This is a genomic window from Phenylobacterium sp., assembly GCF_031412415.1.
Taxonomy (GTDB): domain Bacteria; phylum Pseudomonadota; class Alphaproteobacteria; order Caulobacterales; family Caulobacteraceae; genus Phenylobacterium.
In genome coordinates this window covers 1-18,386 of record NZ_JANOCX010000041.1, presented here as the reverse complement: position 1 = coordinate 18,386, position 18,386 = coordinate 1, and the positions used below count along the sequence as shown (strand labels likewise).

Sequence of the window (18,386 nt, the reverse complement as noted above, 5' to 3'; positions counted from 1 at the left end):
CCGGGCCAGGGTGCGCTTGGTCGGATCCATGGTGGTTTCCTTGAGCTGGGCGGGCATCATCTCGCCCAGACCCTTGAAGCGTCCGATTTCCGGCTTCTTGCCCTTGAACTCGGTCGCCAGCAGCTCCTCGCGGTGCGCATCGTCGCGGGCGTAGATCGTCTTGCCGCCGTGGCTCAGCCGATAGAGCGGGGGCAGGGCGAGATAGAGCCGGCCGGCCCGGATGAGGTTCGGCATGGTGCGGTAGAAGAAGGTGATCAGCAGCGAAGCGATGTGGGCGCCGTCGACGTCGGCGTCCGTCATGATCACCACGCGTTCATAGCGCAGGTCTTCTTCCTTGAATTTCGAGCCGCCCTGGACGCCCAGCGCCAACATCAGGTCGGTGAGCTCCTTGTTGGCGAACATCTTGTCGAGCGATGCCGACGCCACGTTCAGGATCTTGCCGCGCAGGGGCAGGATCGCCTGGGTGCGGCGGTCGCGGGCCTGCTTGGCGGAGCCGCCGGCGCTATCGCCCTCGACCAGGAAGATCTCCGTGCCGTCGGTGGCTTGGCCTGAACAGTCAGCCAGCTTGCCGGGCAAGCGAAGCTTGCGGGTGGCCGAGGCGCGGGCGACTTCCTTGTCGCGGCGGCGCTTCAGGCGCTCCTCGGCGCGCTCGATGACAAACTCAAGCAAGGCGCTGGCGGCCTTGGGCTGGGCGGTCAGCCAGTGGTCGAAGGGGTCGCGCAGGGCGTTCTCGACCAGCTTCTGGGCGTCGGCCGACGACAGCCGCTCCTTGGTTTGACCCTGGAATTCGGGATTGCGAACGAAGACGCTGATCAGGGCGCCGGCCTGGGCCACCACGTCCTCGGCCGTGAGGATCGAGCCGCGCTTCTCGCCGGTCAGCTCCGCATAGGCCTTGAGGCCGCGGGTCAGGGCGGCGCGCAGGCCGGCCTCGTGAGTGCCGCCTTCCGGTGTCGGAACGGTGTTGCAGTAGGACTGCATGAAGCCGTCGGCCTCTCCGAACCCGGCCGGGGTCCAGGCGATGGCCCATTCCACGGTGCCGCCCTCGGCCTTGCGCTCGATGCGCCCGGCGAAAGGCTCGGGCGTCACCGTCTCGATGCCCTTGACCCGCTCGGCCAGGAAGTCTGCGAGGCCGTTGGGGAAGCGGAACGTCGCCTCGGCCGCCGTCTGGTCGTGGATGCGAGAGGGATCACAGCTCCAGCGGATCTCGACGCCGCCGAACAGATAGGCCTTGGATCGGGCCATCCGGTAAAGACGCGCCGGCTTGAAGGCCGCGCCCTCGCCGAAGATCGTCGCATCGGGCGTGAAGGCGATCGCCGTCCCCTTCTTGCGGGTGGCCGCGCCCTTCTCGATCGGGCCCAGCGGCTTGCCGCGGCTGAAGGCCTGGCGCCACTCGAAGCCGTCTTTCCAGGCGGTGACCTCGACGTGCTCGGACAACGCGTTGACCACCGACACCCCGACCCCGTGCAGGCCCCCGGAGGTTTCATAGGCCTTGCCCGAGAATTTCCCGCCCGAGTGCAGGACGGTCATGATGACCTCCAGCGCCGACTTGCCCGGATGCTTCGGGTGCGGGTCGACAGGGATACCGCGTCCGTCGTCCTTGACCGTCAGCATGCCCTCGGCATCCAGCCGGACCTCGATCAGCTTGGCGTGGCCGGCGACGGCCTCGTCCATGGCGTTGTCCAGCACCTCGGCGAACAGGTGGTGCAAGGCCCGCTCATCCGTTCCGCCGATGTACATGCCCGGGCGCTTGCGGACCGGCTCCAGCCCCTCCAGCACCTCGATGTCCTTGGCCGAATAGCCGCCGGTGACGGCGGGATCGGGACGCGGCTCGTGGCTCTGCGCCAACGGCGCGGCCGGCGCTGGATTGAGCGCGTCGTCGAACAGGGAAGCTTGGGGGAGGAGGGCCTTGGACATGAGACCGTGAAAGTGGAACGATTCGAGACCGCTCCATATGAATCGCGGCGCGGGCCGTGGCAATGGATGGCGGGGCGCCGTGACGTCGCGGCCTGTGGAGGGATCGACGGATGAGCTCCGGCAATGGCGAACCGCTGCGGATCGGCATCCTGGGCGCCGCGCGGATCGCGCCCCCGGCCCTGATCTCGCCGGCCAGGGCGACGGGCGCGGCCCAGGTGGTCGCGGTGGCCGCCCGCGACCAGACGCGCGCCACCGCCTACGCCATCGAGCACGCCATCCCCATCGCGCTGAATAGCTACGAGGACCTGATCGACCACCCTGAGGTCGACGCGATCTACAACGCCTTGCCGCCGTCGCGACACGCCGACCTGACCCTCGCGGCGCTGGCGGCCGGCAAGCCAGTGCTGTGCGAGAAGCCCTTCGCCATGAACGAGTCGGAGGCCCGAACCATGGTGGAGGCCGCGCAGGCCCAGGGCCTGGTGCTGATGGAAGCCTTTCACTACCGCTATCACCCCCTGTTCGCGCGGGTGCTGGAGATCTGCGCCAGCGGCGAGATCGGCGCCGTGCGCCGGATGGAGGCGGTGTTCACGACCTCCATTCCCGACACCGGCGCGGAGCTGCGCTACGATCCGGCCCTGGGCGGCGGCGCCTTGATGGATCTCGGAACCTATTGTCTGCACTGGTCGCGGACGGTGGCGGGCGCCGAGCCCCTGGCCGCCCGGGCTGAGTCGGTGCTGAGCGCTTCCGGCGTCGATGTCTCGACCCATGCGATCCTGGCCTTCCCCGGCGGGGTGATCGCCGAACTGACCTGCGACATGGCCGGCCCGGTCCGCGCGAGTCTCGAGATCACCGGCCTGGAGGGGCGGCTGAAAGTGATCAATCCGCTTGCGCCGCAACTGGGCCATCTGATCGAGGTCGTGCGGGAAGGAGGGACGTCGCGTCGGGAAACCGCCAGCCGCGAGCCAACCTACGACTTTCAGCTCCGCGCTTTCGTGGCCGCCGTGCGAGGCGAAGCCGCCCCGCTGACCGGCGGGGCGGACGCCGTGGCCCAAATGGCGGCGATCGACGCTATCAAGGCCGCCATAGCGGCCTAGGCAATGTCGAGCCGGTGAGCGCGTTCGCCGTCGAAGATCATCATCTCGGCGGTCAGGGTGTCCATGTATTCACGCATCAACTTGATTTTGCCGACCTCCAGCTTGAACACGAAGACGTAGGTCATGTCGTAGGCCCTGCCATTGACGACCGTCGCGCGCATGCGCTCCTCGACCACAACCGTGTCCCCGTCGGCGTAGACGCCCAGGAAGTCGATCTGAACTTCGCGGAACAGTCTGTGAAAACCTTGAGTCAGGAAGCGGGCGATCACGTCTCGCCCTGTCATGCCGCTGGGCGCCCCCAGGGCGACCGCGGTGGCGTTGTCCTTCGGCGCGATCCATACGGCGTCTTCGGCGAAGAAGGGCGCAGCCTGGGCGGGGTCCTGACTGGCGAACGCCTTCCAGGCGTTGATGACGATGTGGCGGCTTTGTTCCGTGTCCATGTCGAAAGTCCTTTCCTTTGGGACTCGCGGCATAGCGGTGTGATCGTCGCCTGGCTGGCGAGGTCCGGACGCGATGCCCTGGCGACGCGAAAAAGGGCCGCGGAGTGATCCGCGGCCCTTCTATCGTCGCCTCAGGTGAGGACGCTCAGCACTTGTAGTACATGTCGAATTCCACCGGGTGAGGATGGAGGGCGAGGCGCATGACCTCTTCCATCTTCAGCTCGATATAGGCGTCGATGAAGTCGTCGCTCATCACGCCGCCGGCCTTCAGGAAGCCGCGGTCCTTGTCCAGGTTCTCAAGGGCTTCCTTGAGCGAACCGCAGACTTCCGGGATCTTCTTCTGCTCGCGCGGCGGCAGGTCGTAGAGGTTCTTGTCAGCCGGGGCGCCCGGGTCGATCTGGTTGATGATCCCATCGATGCCGGCCATCAGCAGGGCGGTGAAGGTCAGGTAGGGGTTGCCCATCGGGTCGGGGAACCGGGCTTCCAGACGCTTGCCCTTGGGGCTGTCCACGTGCGTGATGCGGATCGAGGCCGAGCGGTTGCGGGCGGAGTAGGCCAGCTTCACCGGGGCTTCGTAGCCGGGGACCAGACGCTTGTAGGAGTTGGTGGTCGAGTTCGAGAAGGCGTTGATCGCCTTGGCGTGCTTGATGATGCCGCCGATGTACCAGAGGCACATCTGGCTCAGGCCGGCGTACTTGTCGCCGGCGAACAGCGGCTTGCCGTCGCCCCAGATCGACTGGTGGACGTGCATGCCCGACCCGTTGTCGCCGAACATCGGCTTGGCCATGAAGGTGGCCGTCTTGCCGTAGGCCGCCGCGACATTCTGAATCACGTACTTATAGAGCTGAAGGCGGTCGGCCATGACGATCATGGTGTCGAACTTCAGGCCGAGCTCGTGCTGGGCGGGCGCCACTTCGTGGTGGTGCTTTTCCGGCTTCATGCCCAGCTCGCCCATGACGGCGAGCATCTCGCCGCGCAGGTCCTGGGCGCTGTCCACCGGGTTCACCGGGAAATAGCCGCCCTTGGGACCGGGGCGGTGGCCCATGTTGCCCTCGGGATACTCCTTGCTCGTATTGATCGGCAGTTCGCTGGCGTCATACGAGTAGCCGGTGTTGTGTGGCTGAGTGGACCACTTCACGTCGTCGAAGATGAAGAACTCGGCTTCAGGACCGAAGAACACCGTGTCGCCGATGCCCGACGCCTTCACGAAGGTCATCGCCGCCTTGGCGATGGAGCGCGGGTCGCGCTCGTAGGGGGTGCCGGTGTCGGGGTTCACGACGTCGCAGAACAGGCACAGCGTGGTCTGCTGGTAGAACGGGTCGATATAGGCGCTGTCCAGGTCCGGACGGAGCTTCATGTCGCTCTCGTTGATGGCCTTCCAGCCGGCGATCGACGAGCCGTCGAACATGGTGCCATCATTCAGGAAGTCGTCATCGACCAGATCGATGTCGAAGGTCACATGCTGCATCGCACCGCGAATGTCGGTGAAGCGCACGTCGACGTATTTGACGTCCTTCTCTTTGATCTGGTCCAGAATGTCCTTGGCGGTCGCCATTGCAGTATCCCCTTAAAGTGGTCTCGATGAATTCGTCTAGACGGCCGCGGAGCCGGTCTCCCCGGTCCGGATGCGCAGCACGTCGGTAATTTCCGACACGAAGATCTTGCCGTCGCCGATGCGGCCGGTTCGGGCCGCGCCCACGATCGCCTCCAGCGCCGGATCCAGTTGGTCGTCGGCGACGACCACCTCGATTTTGATCTTCGGCAGGAAGTCGACCACGTACTCGGCGCCGCGATAGAGTTCGGTATGGCCCTTCTGGCGGCCATAGCCCTTGGCCTCCAGGACGGTCATGCCCTGAACGCCCAGTTCCTGAAGGGCTTCTTTCACCTCGTCCAGCTTGAACGGCTTGATGATGGCTTCGATCTTCTTCATGGCTCGACTTCGCTCACACTCACCGCCCGGCGGCCGGGGTTACGAGCATGCTCCGATGGCCGGCGACAAGGGCAAGCCCGGCTTGCCTGACGCGACGGCGGCTATGCCAACATCATTGCCCGAAAAACAGGCTGCGGGCGCCCACAATTCGATCAGGGCCGAAATCGGCTTGTGAGCGGGTCGCGGGCGCCTAGGATCGCCGTCAACCACGCCCGGGAGGGGCTCGAAAATGGACGCCAGGACACCGGTTCTCATCGGGGCAGGGCAATTCACCTATCGTGGCGAACCCGGCGCCTCGCCGTCTCCCACCGCGTTGCTGAAGATTGCGGCGGAACGTGCCGTGGAAGACGCGGGATTGCCCGCCGGGGCGCTGAGCGGGATCGACACCCTGGCCGTGGTGGGGTTCACCATCGACGCGCCGGGCGGCGGACGGATGGTCCCGCACTCGACAAATCCGCCGGCGACGCTCGCCAAGCGCCTGGGCGCGAGCCCGAGCCACGCCGTCTATTCCCACATGGGCGGCAACAGCCCCCAGCAGATGATCAACGTTGTCGCCGAGCGCATCGCCAAGGGCCAAACCGAGTTCGCCCTGGTGGTCGGATGCGAGTTCCTGGGCTCAGCCACCAAGCGCCTGCAGCGTGGGCTGGGGTTCGACGACTGGGACGATGTCGAGGACCTGCCCGCCCCGGAGCGGATCGGCGACCCGCGCAACGGCGTCACGCCATACGAGGCCAAGCACGGCCTGGGCCGCCCCATCAACTGCTATCCGCTGTTCGAGAACGCCCTGCGCGCCCGCGACAGCCGCTCGATCCCCGACCACCAGAAGCGCCTGGGCGAGTTGTTCGCGCCCTTCACCCAGGTGGCGGCGAAGAACCCCGAGGCCTGGTTCCCGGTGGAACGCTCCGCCGAGGAACTGGTCACGGTCACCGACCGCAACCGCATGGTGGGCTTTCCCTATCCTAAATACCTCAACGCCATCATGGAGGTGGACCAGTCGGCGGGGGTGATCGTCACCAGCCTCGCCAAGGCCCGCGCACTGGGCGTGGCGGAAGACCGGATGGTCTATCTGCACGGTTGCGCCGACGCCTACGACCTCTGGTATCCCCTGGACCGGCAGGACTTCCACTCCAGCCCGGCCATGCGCTTGACCGGCGAGCGGGCCCTGGCCATGGCCGACATCGGCCTCGACGACATCGGCCACATCGACCTCTATTCCTGCTTCCCGGTGGCGGTGGAGGTCGGCGCGGAGGAGCTCGGGCTGGCGCTCAACGATCCCCGAGGCCTGACGGTGACCGGCGGCCTGCCGTACATGGGCGGGCCCGGCAACAACTACGCCATGCACTCCATCGCCGTGATGATGCAGCGATTGCGGGACGATCCCGGCTCCTATGGCCTGGTGACGGCCAACGGCTGGTACCTGACCAAGCAGTCCACGGGAGTCTATTCGACCAGGCCCTTGAAGGGCCCGTTCGAACGTCAGGACCCGAAGGTGATCCAGGACCAGATCGACGCCCTGCCGCATCCTGTTGTCATCGAAGCGCCACAGGGCGCGGCCACCATAGAGACCTACACGGTCGTCCATGGCCGCGAGGGCTATATGATGGGCATTGTCGTCGGCCGCGATTCCGAAGGCCGGCGCTTCGTCGCCAACACCCCGACCGACGCCGCGACGCTCTCGAACCTTGAGGCGACCGAGGCGGTCGGCCGCAAGGGGACCGTCGGACGTTCTGAGGACGGCGCCCGTAACATATTCATCCCGGATTGATTTGATGTCGCGACTTTACCTGATCCGCCACGGCAAACCCGCCGCCACCTGGGGCGAGGCCGACGAGGATCCTGGCCTGGATGACGCTGGGCGGGCTCAGGCCGAGGCCGCGCGGGACTATCTCCTGGCCCTGCCGGAAGCCGACCGGCCTAGGCGGGTGGTATCGTCACCGCTGCGCCGCTGCCGGGAGACGGCGATCCCCACCGCCGAGGCGCTGGGGGTCGACATCGAGATCGATTCGTCGGTCGGTGAGATCCCCACCCCCAAGGCCCTGACGACCGTCGAGCGCCCCGCCTGGCTCCGCGGCGTCTTCCAGGGCAAGTGGAAGGATGTCGAGGGCGACCTGGACTACGACGCGTGGCGGCGCGACATCGTCGCATCCCTGCATGCGCGGGGCGATACGGCGGTCTTCTCGCACTATGTCGCCATCAATGCGGTGATGTCGCAGCTTGAGAACGACGAGCGGGTCCTGGTCTTTCGGCCCGATCACGCCTCCATCTCGACCCTGGAAACCGACGGGTCGAGCTTGACCCTGGTGGCCAAGGGGCGCGAAGCCTCCACCGGAGTTCTGTAAGAGTCTCCCGGGAGGTCGGTGTTGGCGGCGCGCAAGATCCACACGGTGGCCGAGATCGCCGCCGCCGACCGCGCGGCGATCGCCGGCGGTACGCCTGGCGTTGAACTGATGGAGCGGGCAGGGGCCGCGGTCGCCGACGCCATCGTGGAACGCTTTTCCCTGCGGCCGGTCGCCGTGCTGTGCGGACCGGGAAACAATGGCGGCGACGGCTATGTGGTCGCGCGGTTGCTGAAGGCGCGCGGCTGGCCGGTCGAACTGCGCGCCCTCGCGCCGCCGGAGACCGCCGACGCCAAGGCCGCGGCGGGGCTTTGGGACGGCGGCGCCGTGGCGTTCGACGCGCCGTTGCGGGCCCGCCTGTTCGTCGACGCCCTTTTCGGGGCGGGCCTGTCGCGGCCGTTGACGGGCGAGGCCGCGGCCATGGCGTCGCGCTTGGCCGAGCGCCCCGATAGCGTCGTGGCCATCGACGTGCCCAGCGGCGTGCCGGGCGATACCGGTCGGCCCATGGGCGCGGCGGTCTGCGCCGGTTTGACCGTCACCTTCCACGCCAAGAAGCCCGCCCATGCTCTCGAGCCCGGCCATGGGCTGTGCGGCGAGGTGATCGTGGCCGATATCGGGCTGGCTGAGGCGGCCAGCGACCTGCTGGAGAATGGGCCAGACTTTTGGCTGCCGGCCTTTCCCTGGCCAGGCGCCGGCTCGCACAAGCATGCGCGGGGGCGGCTGGTGGTGATCTCCGGGGAGGCCTGGAGCACGGGGGCGTCGCGCCTGTCGGCGCGCTCGGGCCTGCGCGTTGGGGCGGGGTTGGTGACCCTGTTGTCGCCGCCTGACGCCCTGGCGGTCAACGCGGCGCATCTCGAGGCGGTGATGCTGGGGTCCTTCGATACGGAGGCCGAGCTTGAGCAATTGGCCGCCGACGTCGACGCCGCCATCATCGGTCCGGCCGCCGGGGTCAGCGAAGCCACGCTGATGAATGTCCTGGCGCTGGCCCGCACCGGTGCTGCCCTGGTCATCGACGCCGACGCCATCACCGTCTTCCGCGACGATCCGGAGGAGCTGTTCTCGGTCCTCGACGTGGATGACGTGCTCACGCCTCACCCGGGCGAGTTCGAGCGGTTGTTCCCCGGACTGCTGCGCGATTCCCCCGAACGGATCACGGCGGCGCGGCGCGCGGCGGCGAAGGCCGACGCCATCGTGCTGCTGAAGGGCCCCGACACGGTGATCGCCGCGCCGGACGGCCGAGCCGCCGTCAACACCAACGGATCGCCGTGGCTGGCCACCGCCGGATCGGGCGACGTACTGGCTGGACTGATCGGCGGATTGATCGCCCAGGGCATGGACAGCTTCGAAGCCGCCTGCGCGGCCGCCTGGATCCATTCGGAGGCCGCCGACGCGCACGGACCTGGCCTGATCGCCGAAGATCTTCCGGGTCTCATACCGGGGGTCCTGCGCCGGTTGTACGACGCTCGCTGAGATTGAGGTCCCTCGGGATATGGCCAAGCTCGGCGACCCATGATACCGGCTGCCGCGACATGATCTCGAACCTCCAACGCGCAGCCGCCCTCCAGGCTATGGGCCGTCCGGTAATGACCGGGCGGATCGTCATGCGTGTGCGGGAGGGCGTCGAGATCTAGGGTTCGTTATCGCGCCCGACGATTTCCCAAACCCCTTCCGGCGACGGAAGGGGTTTTGATTCCAGGTCCCGTTTCGCGTCGCCGGCCCTTTCTCGCAAGGAGCCACCCATGACGTCCCTGACCCCCGAACTGCTCGCGGCGCTGGCGCTGTTCGCCCTTGTCTCCTCGATCACGCCCGGCCCGAACAACACCATGCTGATGGCCTCGGGCGCCAATTTCGGCTTCCGCGCCACGACGCCGCATGCGCTGGGCGTGTCGCTGGGGTTCTTCGTGCTGGTCATGGCCGTGGGCCTCGGCCTGGGCGGACTGTTCACGGCCTATCCGGTGTTGCACGACATCCTGGCGGTGATCGGCGGCGGCTACCTGCTCTGGCTGGCCTGGAAGATCGCCACGGCGAAGGGATCGGGGTGGGCAAGGCCGGCGCCGTCCCGCAGACCTTCCTGCAGGCCGCCGCGTTCCAATGGGTCAATCCGAAGGCCTGGGCCATGGCCCTGGGGGCGGTCACCGCCTATGCGCCCCGAGAGAACTACGCGGTGAACATCCTGATCGTGTCGGCGATCTTCACCGCCATCAACCTGCCGTGCGTCAGCCTCTGGACCGGGTTCGGCGTCGGACTGCGTCGGTTCCTGGATCGACCGGCGGTCCTGCGCGGGTTCAACATCCTGATGGCGCTGCTGCTGGTGGCCTCGCTGATCCCCCTGGCGCTGGAACTCCTGCGCGGCTAGGCGGACCTATTCTGAACAAGCTTCCCGACTTGGTGGTGTGAATGACGTTTGGGAGGTTCTCGTGTTCGGCGGCGTTGGTCGCCGCCGCGCTGATGTCGGCGCTGCCGGCGGCCGCGCAGAATTCTCCGGCCGCGCAGCGCGTCCTGGACAAGGCCAAGGCCGCGTCCGGCGCTCGCGGGTGGAACGCTCTTCGCGCCCTGCACCAGGTGGGTAAGGACAACGACGCGCCGTTCGAGCGCTGGTGCGATCCTGTTCGCTACGGCGTTCGGACCGAGACCGGCGTCGGCGCCGCCAAGCATGTCGAGGCCTACAACGGAGCGGCGGACTGGCGCATGCTCGCCAGCGGCCTGGTGGTGGGGTCCGCCGACCGGGCGGTCCTGGCCGAGGTTCGGTCCGACGCCTTCTTCTGCGCCCACGCCTATTTCTTCCCCAGCCGCTTCGACCTTCGAAGCAGCCATGCCGGGCGGCGCGAAAGCGGCGGCCGCACCTATGATGTGCTCAAGGTCCAGCCGGTCGGCGGCGAGCCGCGAGACCTCTGGTTCGACCAGCGCACGGGGATGCTGGGCCTGATCGTCGACGAGACCGGTCCGAGGCAGGGGCGCATGGAGCTGTCCGACTATCGGCGTGTGGGATCGGTGCTAATCCCGTTCCGCGCGACAACCTACGGCGGCGGCCGCTCAAGCCCGCAGGTCCGAGTGTTGGAGCGTGTCGACCTGACCCCGGTCGAGCGGGCCCTGTTCAGCGCCCCGCCGGCGGCGCGCTGACCCGGAGGGCCGGCTCGCCTGCTTTAGATGGTGCGGCTAGAGGGACTCGAACCCCCACGGTTGCCCGACGGTACCTAAAACCGTTGCGTCTACCAATTCCGCCATAGCCGCGCGGCGCCCGGTATAGCGAGGAGGGCGCTGTGGGCAAGGGCGCGATGGTCGCCGCCGCTTCACGACACCTTTGTACTTGGACTGTCTCGTTTGAAATGACATAAGAGCGCCCGCTCGCCGCCGCTTGTTCGGCGGCGATTGTCCTTTCATCTCAGGGCGGATCTGACGGCGCGCGTGACGCGCCTCACTCCGGAAGTTCAAGAATGTCGATGCAGATCGTTGAAAAGTCCGGCGAAGGCCTCAGCAAGGTTTTTGGCGTGGTCGTCCCCGCGGCGGACCTCAATGAGCGCCTGGAGGCGCGGATCACCGAGATCCGCCCGCAGATGAACATCAAGGGGTTCCGCCCCGGGAAGGTGCCCGCCGCCCATGTACGGCGGGTGCACGGCAAGGCCCTGATGGCCGAGGTCATCCAGGAAGCCATCAACGAGTCCAGCCAGAAGGTGCTGACCGACAACAACCTGCGCCCCGCCGGCGAGCCCGACCTGAAGCCCGAGGGTGATTTCGAGAAGGTCATCGAGGGCGCCGCGGACCTGGCCTACGAACTGGCCATCGAGGTGATGCCCGAGTTCGAACCCACGGACCTGACCAAGATCTCCCTGAAGCGCCCGGTCTATGAGCCCACCGGCGCGGAAGTGGACGAGGCCGTCGAGGAACTGGCCAAGCAGAACCGCATCTATGAGGCGCGCACGGGCAAGTCGGTGAAGGCCAAGAAGGACGACCAGGTCGTCATTGACTTCATCGGCCGTATCGACGGCGTCGCCTTCGAGGGCGGCACGGGCGTGGACACCGACCTCGTCCTGGGCTCGGGCAGCTTCATCCCCGGCTTCGAAGACCAACTCATCGGCGCCAAGGCCGGCGACGTGGTCACCGTGAAGGTGGCGTTCCCGGCCGACTACCAAGCCGCTCAGCTGGCCGGCAAGGACGCTGAATTCGAGACCACCGTGAAAGAGGTCAAGGCTCCCGTCGACGCCAAGGCTGACGACGCCATGGCCGAGCGACTGGGCGTCGAGAGCCTGGAGAAGCTCAAGGAGCTGCTGAAGACCAATCTCGAGAGCCAGTACGCCGGCGCCTCGCGCTTCAAGCTGAAGCGCGCCCTGCTGGACGTCCTGGACGAGAAGCACGACTTCCCGCTGCCCCCGAAGATGGTCGAGGCCGAGTTCGCCTCCATCTGGCAACAGGTCCAGCAGGACAAGGAGCGCGGCGGATTGCCGCCCGAGGACACCGAAAAGACCGAGGACCAGCTTCAGTCCGAGTATCGCAAGATCGCCGAGCGCCGGGTCCGCCTGGGCCTGGTCCTGGCCGAGATCGGCCGGACCAACAACGTCCAGGTGACCAACGAGGAACTGCAGAACGCCGCGGTGACCGAAGCCCGTCGCTACGGCCAGCAGGCCCAGCAGATCTTCGACATGTTCATGAAGGACCAGAACTTCCAGGCTCAGCTGCGCGCCCCGATCTTCGAGGACAAGGTCGTCGACCTGATCGTTGGCCAGGCCAAGGTGAAGGACCAGAAGGTCTCCAAGGAAGAGCTGCTCAAGGAAGACGACATGCCCGAGGGCTACGGCGCCTAAGACCGGCTCAATCGGCTGTCATGACGATCAAATCCCTCCCCGGACCGGGGAGGGATTTTCTTTAGGACTCTTGGTCACCTTGCAACGGCCCCTCCGCCACGCGATATCGGAGGGGAACGCGGCGCTGCGTGCAGAGTCGCATCATTCGAGAGAGGCTTTATCCAAATGCGTGACCCCATGACCGCGCTGAACCTCGTCCCGATGGTGGTCGAGCAGACCAGCCGCGGCGAGCGCGCCTTCGACATTTTCTCGCGCCTGCTCAAGGAGCGGGTCATTTTCCTGAACGGACCGGTCGAGGACGGCATGTCGGCGCTGATCTGCGCCCAGCTCCTGTACCTGGAGGCCGAGAACCCGAAGAAGGAAATCCAAATGTACATCAACTCCCCCGGGGGAGTGGTGACGTCCGGCCTCGCGATCTATGACACCATGCAGTACATCAAGTCGCCGGTGGTGACGCTCTGCATGGGCATGGCCGCCTCGATGGGCTCGTTCCTGCTGATGGCCGGCGCCAAGGATCACCGGATCAGCCTGCCCAACGCGCGGATCATGGTCCACCAGCCGTCCGGCGGCTATTCCGGCAAGGCGTCGGATATCGAGCGCCACGCCGAGGACATCATCAAGACCAAGCGCCGCCTGAACGAGATCTACGCCAAGCACACCGGCCGGACCTTCGAGGAAGTCGAGGAAAAGCTCGACCGCGACACCTTCATGACCGCCGAGGAGGCCAAGGAGTGGGGCCTCGTCGACCACGTCTACGAGACCCGCGCCGAAGACTGAGCCGGCCCGACCTAGCTGAGACGTTGCGATGCGGCCGTGAAGAGCGCTTCACGGCCGTTTTCGTGCGTCACGTCGAAGCGATCGAAATCGTCGCCGGCGGCGTTCCGAAGGTCAGCGAAGAGGCCTTTCGGATCTTCGTGAAAGTGCAGGAAGGCCTTGGACTTGCGGTAGAAGACGCCGCGCTTCTTCTCGACGAGGCCGGGCAGGGCGCAGAGCCGGGCGATCAGCGGTTCGAGGGCGTCGAGATCGACGTCGCGGGCGTGACGCATCCTATTCCACCTGCGGATACTGGATGGGTCTGACCAGATAGTAGTCGGCGGCAGGCAGGCCAGTCTCGGCCTCAACGGCGGCGTTGTAGACCCTTTCGTCGAATCCGCCACGCTCCGCGCGCTTGGCAAGTCGGCGGCTCTCGATGTCTTCAGGCGTGAGCCCGGCGGCGGCGGCGAGCGCCAGCATGACCTCGCTGAGATCGGCCAGTTCGTCGACCAGGTCCCGCGCCTCGACGCTGGCCTGGGCCTCAAGGGCCTCCTCGACCAGCTTGTCCTTGAGGGCCGCCACGAAGGCCGCGTCGTCCAGGCGCCGGTCGAAAACCACCAGGCCCTGGTCGCGCATGATCTGCGGCAGCTTGTCGCGGATCAGCTTCTTGACCCGAAATCGGAGCTTGCTCACGGCCGTTCCGTGAAGACGCGATAGCCGGTCTCCTCGGCGATCTGCAGCATCTCGCGGTCGCCGCTGGTGTCGCCGTAGGCGGCCTGCAGTCGCAGGTCCGCGCCGAAGGTCTCGCGTAGCCGGCGGACCTTTTCCGGCCCTCGGCAATTGGCGGTGGAGAAGGCCCCCGTCGCGCGGTCCTGATCGTCGAAGGCGAGCGCCGTTCCGATCAGCAGATCGGCGCCCAGCCCCCTGGCGAAGGGCGCGACCACGATGTCGGGCGAGGCCGTGACGATGACCAGCTTGGCCCTGCGCTGACGCCAGCGCCGCCAGGTGGCCACGGCGTCCGGCCGTAGCAGCCGAGGAGCCATGATCTCAGCGAAGGCGCGGGCGTCGTTCTCGATCTCCTCGCGGCTTGCTCCAGCAAGGAATTCGCGCACCGCCGCGGCCTTGATCCGACCCCGATTGCGGTGGCCCAGATAGGCCAGGGCCGCCGGGGCCAGGCGCACCATGCCCTGATCGTAGCGCCGCTTTCCCGCCCGCCATTTAAGAAACGCGGTGAAGCTGTCGCGAATGGTCAAGGTGCCGTCGAAGTCGAACGCCACGACACCGGCGTCGTCGATCTGCTCGTCCAAGGATTGGTTGGTCGAGGCGCCGATGCTCCTCAAGTTTCGCCTGCCCATATCGCCCCCGAACCGCCGCGCGCTTGCTCAATCGGCTCGTGGGCGTTGCGCTGGCCTTGGGGGAAGGTCTTGCGCGCGGCCCTTGAGCGCTCTCTTGTACCGCCGCGGGACATTCCCATCTAGGGATTCGAGATGGTCCGCCATCGGACGCTCCACCGGCAATTGTCGCTAGGCCCCTTGGAAGGCTTGTGATCGTTGCTCGGATCGGGGAATGTCAAGGTTTAGACAACCCCCGGCGCGTATCCTGCAATGATGGCGTCAGGAACGCCTTCGGGGCGGACGTCGACAGCGACCCGTCGGTGTCGACGAGAGAGTGAGAAACGACCATGACCAAGGCCGCGAGCGGGGACTCCAAGAGCACGCTGTATTGCTCTTTCTGCGGCAAGAGCCAGCACGAGGTCCGCAAGCTTATCGCGGGCCCTACCGTGTTCATCTGTGATGAATGCGTGGAGCTGTGCATGGATATCATCCGCGAAGAGCACAAGATTTCCTTTGTGAAGTCGAAGGACGGTGTCCCGACCCCGAAGGAGATCCGCGAAGTCCTGGATGATTACGTCATCGGGCAAGACCACGCCAAGAAAGTCCTCTCGGTCGCGGTCCACAATCACTACAAGCGCCTGAACCACGCGTCGAAGAACAACGATGTCGAGCTGGGCAAGGCCAACATCCTGCTGATCGGCCCGACGGGCACCGGCAAGACTCTTCTTGCCCAGACCCTCGCCCGAATCATCGACGTGCCTTTCACGGTGGCCGACGCCACGACCCTGACCGAAGCCGGTTATGTGGGTGAGGATGTCGAGAACATCATCCTGAAGCTGCTGCAGTCGGCCGATTACAATGTCGAACGGGCGCAGCGCGGCATCGTCTATATCGACGAGGTCGATAAGATCAGCCGTAAGTCGGACAACCCCTCGATCACCCGCGACGTGTCGGGCGAGGGCGTGCAGCAGGCCCTGCTGAAGATCATGGAAGGCACCGTGGCCTCCGTGCCGCCGCAGGGCGGGCGCAAGCATCCCCAGCAGGAATTCCTGCAGGTCGATACCACCAATATCCTGTTCATCTGCGGCGGCGCCTTCGCGGGCCTAGAGAAGATCATCTCGGCGCGCGGGCAGGGCACCTCCATCGGCTTCGGCGCCAAGGTCTCCGACCCCGACGAGCGTCGCACCGGCCAGATCTTCCGGCAGGTGGAGCCGGACGACCTGCTGCGCTTCGGCCTGATCCCGGAATTCGTCGGCCGTCTGCCGGTCATCGCCACCCTGGACGACCTGGACGAGCCGGCACTGGTGAAGATCCTCACCGAGCCGAAGAACGCCTTCGTCAAGCAGTACCAGCGCCTGTTCGACATGGAGAATGTCGGCCTGACGTTCACCGACGACGCGCTCAACGCCGTGGCCCGCAAGGCGATCATCCGCAAGACCGGCGCGCGGGGCCTGCGTTCGATCCTGGAGAGCATCCTGCTCGACACGATGTACGAGCTGCCGACCTATGACGGCGTCGAGGAAGTGGTGGTCAACGCCGAGGTGGTCGAGGGCCGCGCTCAGCCGGTGGTCCTCTACGCCGAGCGCCGCGCCAAGGGCGGCGCGGCCTAACCAGCACGCGTCGACGAGATCGAGGCCCCGCGAACCGGTTCGCGGGGCCCTTTTCTTTGCTCTGACCCCGCGGCGCGAGGACGCGCGCCCGCGAAGGGCGCAGGGGCCGATCGGTCACACTTCGTAGACACATCGCGTCGCACCCTTCCGCCTGCGCTTGAATGCACGCGCGAAGCGTCCACATAAAAGCGCTGCAAAGCCGCCAGGTGTGGCGGACGGGCCGTCCGACTCAGACGCATCGTCTGATGTGACCGCGGTCCGGGAGCCGAACCCGTAACCAAAACGGGTCGGCAGGAGTTGAAAGTACATGTCCGAGATCAAGACCCTTCCCATTCTACCGCTGCGGGACATCGTCGTGTTTCCGCATCAACCGGTGCCGCTCTTCGTGGGCCGGGAGAAGTCCGTACGCGCGCTTGAAGAGGCGATGCGGGGCGAAGGCAAGCAGATCCTCCTGGCCACCCAGAAGGACAAGGACGACGACGATCCGTCGCCCGAGGCCATCTATGACGTGGGTGTCGTCGCCACGGTCCTGCAACTGCTGAAGCTTCCCGACGGCACCGTGAAGGTGCTGGTCGAAGGCAAGGCGCGCGCCGGCATCTCGCGGTTCACGGCGCAGGAAGACTTCTACGAAGCCGAGATCGCCTTCATCTCAGAAGACGGCGGCGCCTCGGCCGAGGCCGAAGCCCTGTCGCGCGCGGTCGTCGAGCAGTTCGAGAACTACGTCAAACTGAACAAGAAGGTCCCGCCCGAGGCCCTGGCTTCCATGCCGCAGGTCGACGCGCCCGGCGAATTGGCCGACCGCATCGCCAGCCACCTGTCGGTGAAGATCGCCGAGAAGCAGAACCTGCTGGAGATCTTCAATGTCGTGAAGCGCCTGGAGAAGGTCTACGCCCTCATGGAGGGCGAGATCAGCGTCATGCAGACGGAAAAGAAGATCCGTAACCGCGTGAAGCGCCAGATGGAGAAGACCCAGCGCGAGTACTACCTCAACGAACAGATGAAGGCGATCCAGCGCGAGCTGGGCGAACAGGACGACCAGCGCGACGAACTGCTGGACCTGGAAAAGCGCATCAAGAAGACCAAGCTCTCCAAGGAGGCCCGCACCAAGGCCGACGCCGAGCTGAAGAAGCTGCGCAACATGAGCCCGATGTCGGCGGAATCCACCGTCGTTCGGAACTATCTCGACTGGCTGCTGTCCATTCCGTGGGGCAAGGCCAAGACCAAGCCGATCGACCTGGTGAAGGCCGAGGCCGTCCTCGAGCACGACCACTACGGCCTGGAGAAGGTCAAGGAACGCATCCTGGAGTACCTGGCCGTCCAGGCCCGGACCGGCTCGCTGAAGGGTCCGATCCTCTGCCTCGTGGGCCCGCCCGGCGTGGGCAAGACCTCGCTGGGCAAGTCCATCGCCGAGGCGACGGGCCGCGAGTTCGTGCGTGTGTCCCTGGGTGGGGTGCGTGACGAGGCCGAGATCCGCGGTCACCGCCGCACCTACATCGGCTCGATGCCCGGCAAGGTCATCCAGTCGATGAAGAAGGCCAAGTCGACCAACGCCTTCTTCCTGTTGGACGAGATCGACAAGATGGGCTCCGACTATCGCGGCGACCCGTCCTCGGCCCTGCTGGAAGTGCTGGACCCGGCGCAGAACTCCACCTTCGCCGACCACTATCTCGAGGTGGACTACGACCTGTCGCCGGTGATGTTCGTCACCACGGCCAACAGCCTGAACATGCCCCAGCCCCTGCTGGACCGCATGGAGATCATCCGCATCCCCGGCTACACCGAGGAAGAGAAGCTGGAGATCGCCAAGCGGCACCTGCTGCCCAAGCTGACCAAGGACCACGGCCTTACCGCGGTGGAGTTCGTCGTCCCCGACGACACCATCCGCGACCTGATCCGCTACTACACCCGGGAAGCCGGCGTGCGGTCGCTGGAGCGGGAACTGGGCAACCTGGCGCGCAAGACGGTCCGCGACCTGGGACGCGAAGGCCTCACCTCGATTACCATCGACGATGAGCGGCTGGCCAAATATGCCGGTGTCCAAAAGTACCGCTACGGCGAGACCGACGCGGAGGACGCTGTGGGCATCATCACCGGCCTGGCCTGGACCGAGTTCGGCGGCGACATCCTGACCATCGAGGCGGTCAAGATGCCGGGCAAGGGTCGGATGTCGATCACC

Annotated in this window: 18 protein-coding genes and 1 tRNA gene; 11 read left to right on the top strand and 8 right to left on the bottom strand. The window is 66.3% G+C overall.

Annotation, left to right across the window (positions count from 1 at the left end):
- Positions 1 to 1,914: DNA topoisomerase IV subunit B (gene parE, locus RMO04_RS01965; protein WP_309643113.1), on the bottom strand; the 1,914-nt coding region annotated here is incomplete at its 3' end.
- A gap of 110 nt (positions 1,915 to 2,024) precedes the next feature.
- On the opposite strand from parE, the gene RMO04_RS01960 reads away from it, so the two are divergent.
- Positions 2,025 to 3,008: a Gfo/Idh/MocA family oxidoreductase gene (locus RMO04_RS01960; protein ID WP_309643112.1), complete on the top strand. Its 984-nt coding sequence runs from the start codon at positions 2,025 to 2,027 to the stop codon at positions 3,006 to 3,008.
- On the opposite strand, the gene RMO04_RS01955 is transcribed toward RMO04_RS01960, so the two are convergent.
- From RMO04_RS01955 to RMO04_RS01945, 3 genes are all read right to left on the bottom strand, one after another.
- Entirely contained in the window at positions 3,005 to 3,448 is a 444-nt protein-coding gene (locus RMO04_RS01955) for a nuclear transport factor 2 family protein (protein ID WP_309643111.1), read from the bottom strand. The two genes, RMO04_RS01960 and RMO04_RS01955, sit on opposite strands and share 4 nt — an antisense overlap.
- A gap of 145 nt (positions 3,449 to 3,593) precedes the next feature.
- Complete coding sequence (glnA, locus tag RMO04_RS01950; RefSeq protein WP_309643110.1) at positions 3,594 to 5,003, bottom strand: type I glutamate--ammonia ligase; 1,410 nt, start codon at positions 5,001 to 5,003, stop codon at positions 3,594 to 3,596.
- 36 nt (positions 5,004 to 5,039) lie between these two features.
- Positions 5,040 to 5,378, bottom strand: coding sequence for a P-II family nitrogen regulator (locus RMO04_RS01945; RefSeq protein ID WP_309643109.1), 339 nt, complete (start codon positions 5,376 to 5,378; stop codon positions 5,040 to 5,042).
- Positions 5,379 to 5,607: 229 nt separating this feature from the next.
- Between RMO04_RS01945 and RMO04_RS01940 the strand changes: the two genes are divergently transcribed.
- The 6 genes from RMO04_RS01940 (at position 5,608) to RMO04_RS01915 (ending at position 10,834) form a co-directional block, all read left to right on the top strand.
- A complete protein-coding gene (locus RMO04_RS01940; RefSeq protein WP_309643108.1) occupies positions 5,608 to 7,143 on the top strand; it encodes an acetyl-CoA acetyltransferase in 1,536 nt (511 codons plus the stop codon).
- 4 nt (positions 7,144 to 7,147) lie between these two features.
- Positions 7,148 to 7,717 carry a histidine phosphatase family protein gene (locus RMO04_RS01935; protein ID WP_309643107.1) on the top strand — a complete coding sequence of 190 codons (570 nt, stop codon included), beginning with the start codon at positions 7,148 to 7,150 and terminating at the stop codon, positions 7,715 to 7,717.
- A 21-nt stretch (positions 7,718 to 7,738) separates the two neighbouring features.
- On the top strand, positions 7,739 to 9,184 hold the full coding sequence (locus tag RMO04_RS01930) for an NAD(P)H-hydrate dehydratase (RefSeq protein ID WP_309643106.1): 1,446 nt from the start codon (positions 7,739 to 7,741) through the stop codon (positions 9,182 to 9,184).
- A 269-nt stretch (positions 9,185 to 9,453) separates the two neighbouring features.
- Positions 9,454 to 9,882 (top strand): LysE family translocator, encoded by a 429-nt coding sequence (locus tag RMO04_RS01925; protein WP_309643105.1) that lies wholly within the window; start codon positions 9,454 to 9,456, stop codon positions 9,880 to 9,882.
- A complete protein-coding gene (locus RMO04_RS01920) occupies positions 9,831 to 10,070 on the top strand; it encodes a hypothetical protein (protein WP_309643104.1) in 240 nt (79 codons plus the stop codon). The genes RMO04_RS01925 and RMO04_RS01920 overlap by 52 nt, the downstream gene beginning before the upstream one ends.
- Before the next feature lie 41 nt (positions 10,071 to 10,111).
- The gene (locus RMO04_RS01915; protein WP_309643103.1) at positions 10,112 to 10,834 is read left to right on the top strand and encodes a hypothetical protein; all 723 of its coding nucleotides are present in this window, start codon (positions 10,112 to 10,114) and stop codon (positions 10,832 to 10,834) included.
- Positions 10,835 to 10,862: 28 nt separating this feature from the next.
- Here RMO04_RS01915 and RMO04_RS01910 read toward each other — a convergent pair.
- A tRNA-Leu gene (locus RMO04_RS01910) sits at positions 10,863 to 10,945 on the bottom strand.
- Positions 10,946 to 11,154: 209 nt separating this feature from the next.
- On the opposite strand from RMO04_RS01910, the gene tig reads away from it, so the two are divergent.
- A complete protein-coding gene (gene tig / locus RMO04_RS01905; RefSeq protein WP_309643114.1) occupies positions 11,155 to 12,513 on the top strand; it encodes a trigger factor in 1,359 nt (452 codons plus the stop codon).
- Between the two features lie 165 nt (positions 12,514 to 12,678).
- On the top strand, positions 12,679 to 13,290 hold the full coding sequence (locus RMO04_RS01900) for an ATP-dependent Clp protease proteolytic subunit (RefSeq protein ID WP_309643102.1): 612 nt from the start codon (positions 12,679 to 12,681) through the stop codon (positions 13,288 to 13,290).
- Between the two features lie 11 nt (positions 13,291 to 13,301).
- Here the strand turns inward: RMO04_RS01900 and RMO04_RS01895 are convergent, their stop codons facing one another.
- From RMO04_RS01895 to RMO04_RS01885, 3 genes are read right to left on the bottom strand one after another with little or no spacing between them, the layout of a single operon-like run.
- Entirely contained in the window at positions 13,302 to 13,559 is a 258-nt protein-coding gene (locus RMO04_RS01895) for a hypothetical protein (protein ID WP_309643101.1), read from the bottom strand.
- A 1-nt stretch (position 13,560) separates the two neighbouring features.
- Complete coding sequence (locus RMO04_RS01890) at positions 13,561 to 13,959, bottom strand: nucleoside triphosphate pyrophosphohydrolase (protein ID WP_309643100.1); 399 nt, start codon at positions 13,957 to 13,959, stop codon at positions 13,561 to 13,563.
- Complete coding sequence (locus RMO04_RS01885) at positions 13,956 to 14,621, bottom strand: HAD-IB family hydrolase (protein WP_309643099.1); 666 nt, start codon at positions 14,619 to 14,621, stop codon at positions 13,956 to 13,958. The genes RMO04_RS01890 and RMO04_RS01885 overlap by 4 nt, the downstream gene beginning before the upstream one ends.
- 326 nt (positions 14,622 to 14,947) lie before the next feature.
- On the opposite strand from RMO04_RS01885, the gene clpX reads away from it, so the two are divergent.
- Together clpX and lon are read left to right on the top strand one after the other, a co-directional pair.
- The gene (gene clpX / locus RMO04_RS01880; RefSeq protein ID WP_309643098.1) at positions 14,948 to 16,210 is read left to right on the top strand and encodes an ATP-dependent Clp protease ATP-binding subunit ClpX; all 1,263 of its coding nucleotides are present in this window, start codon (positions 14,948 to 14,950) and stop codon (positions 16,208 to 16,210) included.
- 307 nt (positions 16,211 to 16,517) lie between these two features.
- Positions 16,518 to 18,386 (top strand): endopeptidase La (gene lon, locus RMO04_RS01875; protein ID WP_309643097.1); only part of this gene is annotated, 1,869 nt, incomplete at its 3' end.